The organism is Roseateles sp. P5_B10 (assembly GCF_056400485.1).
The window spans coordinates 1-4,224 of record NZ_JBFULE010000459.1 but is presented as its reverse complement, the minus strand read 5'-3'; the positions used below and the strand labels follow the sequence as shown (position 1 = coordinate 4,224).

At 58.2% G+C, this 4,224-nt stretch carries 6 protein-coding genes; all 6 read left to right on the top strand.

Features of this window, described 5'->3' with window-relative positions; genetic code table 11:
- Positions 1-970: transposase (locus AC1DU6_RS21840; RefSeq protein WP_477859559.1), on the top strand; the 970-nt coding region annotated here is incomplete at its 5' end.
- Positions 971-1,166: 196 nt separating this feature from the next.
- Positions 1,167-1,670: a DUF2059 domain-containing protein gene (locus AC1DU6_RS21835; RefSeq protein ID WP_457324760.1), complete on the top strand. Its 504-nt coding sequence runs from the start codon at positions 1,167-1,169 to the stop codon at positions 1,668-1,670.
- Between the two features lie 67 nt (positions 1,671-1,737).
- Complete coding sequence (locus AC1DU6_RS21830; protein WP_477859557.1) at positions 1,738-2,220, top strand: hypothetical protein; 483 nt, start codon at positions 1,738-1,740, stop codon at positions 2,218-2,220.
- Between the two features lie 29 nt (positions 2,221-2,249).
- On the top strand, positions 2,250-2,711 hold the full coding sequence (locus tag AC1DU6_RS21825) for a hypothetical protein (protein WP_457326246.1): 462 nt from the start codon (positions 2,250-2,252) through the stop codon (positions 2,709-2,711).
- 554 nt (positions 2,712-3,265) lie between these two features.
- Positions 3,266-3,757 (top strand): hypothetical protein, encoded by a 492-nt coding sequence (locus AC1DU6_RS21820; protein WP_477859555.1) that lies wholly within the window; start codon positions 3,266-3,268, stop codon positions 3,755-3,757.
- A gap of 81 nt (positions 3,758-3,838) precedes the next feature.
- On the top strand, positions 3,839-4,165 hold the full coding sequence (locus tag AC1DU6_RS21815; protein ID WP_477859553.1) for a hypothetical protein: 327 nt from the start codon (positions 3,839-3,841) through the stop codon (positions 4,163-4,165).
- Positions 4,166-4,224 lie beyond the last annotated feature (59 nt).

Genomic DNA, 4,224 nt, shown 5'->3' with positions numbered 1-4,224 from the left:
GGCTCGCATGGACGAGCTGCGCCAAGAGGCTGCGCGCACACGTGAATTCGTCGCCAAGCACCCCAAGCGCTTGAACAGCAAGGGCCAGGAACTGAAGTCCAACATCACCGACCCCGACAGCGCCAAGATGGCCACCAACAAGGGCGTCATCCAGGGCTATGCCGCGCAAGCAGCGGTGGACAGCGCCCACCAGATCATCATTGCCGCCGATGTGGTGGGCTCAGGCTCCGAGCAAAGCATGCTGGCGCCCATGATCGAACAGGCCAAACCCTGGCGCGATGACAACACCCTGGTCACAGCCGACGCGGGTTATCACAGCGACGCCAACGTGCAGCAACTGCATGACACCCACACCCCCGCCTTGATAGCCGACAACCAGATGCGCAAGCGTGATGAGCGCTTCGAAGGGCAAGGCAAACACAAGGCCAAGCCTGACCCGCTGTCGCAGAAGAAGGCCAGCGACCAGCCCGAAGAAATCAAGCACTTTCGGCCCAAGGATTTCGACTTCAACGAAGACAACACGGCGACCTGTCCGGCGGGCAAAGTGTTGAGCAGCAAGGGCACCCTGCACATCACGGCCAGCGGTCAGCCGTACCAGGCCTACATCGCCCAAGTGGCGGACTGCGGCCCCTGCGGGCTGCGCCGGCAGTGCATCAAAAGCCGGGGTGCGCCGCAGAGCCAGCTGCTGCGGGGCCGGCAAGTCAGCCGCTTCCGGCCCAAGGCGCCAGAGCCCAATCACCCCAGCGAGCGCATGCGCCAGGCCATCGATTCACCGCGAGGCCGGCAGCTGTATAGCCAGCGCATCGGCACCGTCGAGCCGGTGTTTGCAAACCTGCGTCACAACAAGCGGCTGAGCCGCTTTAACCATCGGGGCCAAGCCAAGGTCAGAACGCAATGGAGCCTGTACTGCCTAGTTCACAACATCGAAAAGCTATCGAAGGCGGGGTTCGGGCAATCCGGGGTTCAGTAACCGGACAAGCAGACGACACAATTGAGGTCAGGCAGGCGCGCAGGCGCCATGGAACCGAAAATTCAGCCCATGTCACCGATGAAGTCACCGACTCGATTCAACAGCCATTCATGCGGGCTGCACGGCAGGAGTGCTTGCGGATACAGGGTTTTTGGACAGCCTCGTTGAGCATCGATCAATTCATTTATTTCCAAGCATGACAAAAGTTCTCTCCGCGCTGCTGCTGACTTTGCTTATTCAGCCGGCGCTCGCTCAGCAGCCGACGCCTCAAACGCTTGAGCGCTTCCTGAACGCGTATCAGTTTGAGCCGGTTCGCGAGGCTTGGGGATATCGTTTGGATCGCGAAGTGAAGGCCGAGATTGCTAAGTGGCGAGCAAAGCCCGGCATCACCCCGCCGCTGCGCGCGGCCATCGACAAGTACGAGGCAGCGCTTGCTGCCGAACTGCAACGCAGCCTGTCTTCGGAGAGCCTTCGGCCGCGGTACGCCGCGATCTTTGGGAAGGTCTTCAACGAATCCGAGATGTTGGAGATCACTCGCTTCTATGAGTCCCCGGCCGGTAAGGCGTCCGTGGCCAAGCGCCCCCAGATTGCAGCACTCATTCAGGAGCAGTTCACATCAATCGCCTCCGAGATGGAGGTCAATCTCAAAGGCGCCCGCCTTGAACTCGAGAAGGCCGCCAACAGTGCGCAGCAAAAGTAGGCCGATGCCCAACCCTTCGCTGCAGCGGACGGCTTCGCCGTCCGCTGAGCTTTCACGTTGAGCATCAATGCAAACCGCGCCGTTTGTTCGCTCGCCTGATTCGTTCTGGCTGAGATTGATGCGTCAGCCAGCGGAGCTTGAAGTTCGGCCGTATGTGACGCCGTTCGGGGAAACGGATGAACTGCTTTGCTACGTCGACGGCACTCTGATCGGTACGGTCATCGCTCAACCCCTCGCGGACGAACTCCTTGTCGATCTGCTGCCAACGCTCGATCACAGCCGCGCCTACCCCTGGCCCTCCGCTGAACAGTTCGAAGCTGCACTCGCGGATTTGCTCCATCTACCCGGCCATTGGAGTCTGCGCTCTGAGCGTGACACCGATCAGTCGTCGGTTCCAGAGTTGGGCAGCCGTGCATTGCTAAACGAGAAACTGGCCGGCCTGATCCAATACTGCGTGGGCACCACGCTGGGGTGCCCAACATTCCATGCAAGCAGCGAGAAACTTGATGCTCAACCTTTCGCTGCAGCGGACGGCTTCGCCGTCCGCTGAGTTCGCACGTTATGCCTCAGGAATGTTCCGTGGTACGAAGTGACAAGCTCGCGAAATTGATCGCGGTTTTCGACCAATTCCATGACGGCATCGCCGAGCTCGACGATCCGACGGCGAAGCGCCTGGTGGACAACTGGACTGGCATCCGAGACCAATATGTGACGGCAACTGTTGCTCCTCGATCAGCGCTTGCCGCAGGCATGGAACAAGGTCTTCGCGAGACACCAATGTTGGTGCAATCAATGCAGCCCGAGGCGCGCAAGAGCGCCATCCATGCATTGGCGGCAGCAACGTCAGCCCACTACCCGGATTTCTTGGCCAAGGAAGCCGAGCGCCTCACAAAGATCAAAACGCGAGGCTCCATCCGTGGCGAAGCCGAGTTCTACTTCGTGCGTCATCGCATCGATTTGCTGGAGGGTGACCCGAGGCAAGAAGAAGAGCTTCGCCTGCTTTACGAGTTGACTGACAGGTTCGAAGGTAAGCGCAAATGAGGCATAACTGGTCAACCAAGTCGGACGCCTTCGGCGCCGCTTGTCTTCAACGTTAGGTATCAAGATGACTCTGGCGAAAAGATTCTTCGCAGTCCTGTGGTTCATGCAGAGCGCTTACTACGTGTTTGGCCTCTACGCAATGGGAAGGACGTTTGGGGGTGCGCGTTGGCTTTCGCACGTAGGGGCGGGTCGTGCGGCGGCTGCCATCGTGATTTGCGCCGTCCTCTCAGCAATCATTGGCGTGACCTTGGTCCGAAACAAGGCTCCTATGCTGCCGACCCTCCTTGTCGGCGGTGTCTCCGCATATTTTCTTCTCGGGGTCTTYTCGGGACAGGCAATCCTTCAACTGCTTATGCCGCCATTTGTCGAATCGGCCGTTATCTGGACCTACTTGGTTGGAGCAGGGCTTTCGTTGTTCACTATTCCTATGGTCAGCGWGGCAAGCTCTGATTCTTCGGAGTCGAAGAGTGCTACCTAACCAATTGCTGCAGCGGACGGCTCCGCCGCCCGCTGAGCGCCAACGTTAGCCATCACAACCACCTCTCAAGCACTTTATGAAACGACTTGGCATTTGCACACTGATACTGACTCTTGGAATTGTCGGATGCGCGACAGACAGAACCTACATGAGGGCTTACGAAGGGCCGCCACTTCCGGCAGCAGAGGAAGCCCTCTTGAAACCCTATCTAGGGACCATTGTTAGGTCAATAAACGGTGACAGAAGGTTTGCAATCACCCCTATGCGCGCCGGCAGATCAAACTTGGATGCGGACATTGCATTGCAGCCGGGGAGAACAAAAATAGTTCTTGGCTATGAGTTGCACGGCATGAACTCCTATCGCTGGTCGTTAGAAGACAAGACCGTTGAATTCGATGCACAGGCTGGTAGGAAATACAGACTCAATGTCCGCCTGAACGAGGCCCAGACTGCGTGGATACCGTTTATCGAGGACGTTTCAAACAACCCAGAGAAGTGGTGCTGGTTTGATGAAGAGTGCGCGAAGAGAGGTCCGTCTCGGCCAATTCCACCTGAGCTTCGAAAGTAGCCACAGAGTAGTAATTCGTGCGGCCCTGGCTAACCAATCATTCCACCGGACGGCCTATTGTCGCCGGTGAATTCAAACGTTATGCGTCTTCTTGATTCCGCGAAAAGCTTCGCGATCGCCATGCGCGCAAGCGCCGCCGCCGGTCGCGGATTTCGACTTCGCGATAGCGGGGACATGCGCGGTGCGCTGACACAAGCTCGTCTCGGGCTGGCAATGCTGAGCAAGCCATATGTGCGCCGAGCGAATCCATCGGAAGCCTCGGCGCTTGTCTCGCTTACCGTTCTCGCCGAAGAGTCGGCAAATCAACTCCTCGAGCAAGGTGCTTCTGTCACCGACCTTCTCGATGCAATCGCCACGATCAAGCGAATCGACGGGTATGGCGAATCGCATCTGCGATCATCACTTTAATTCTTGGAGGCGCGCTTTGCAGCAACGTCTTCGGCGCCATCCGCATAACCCTTCTCTGC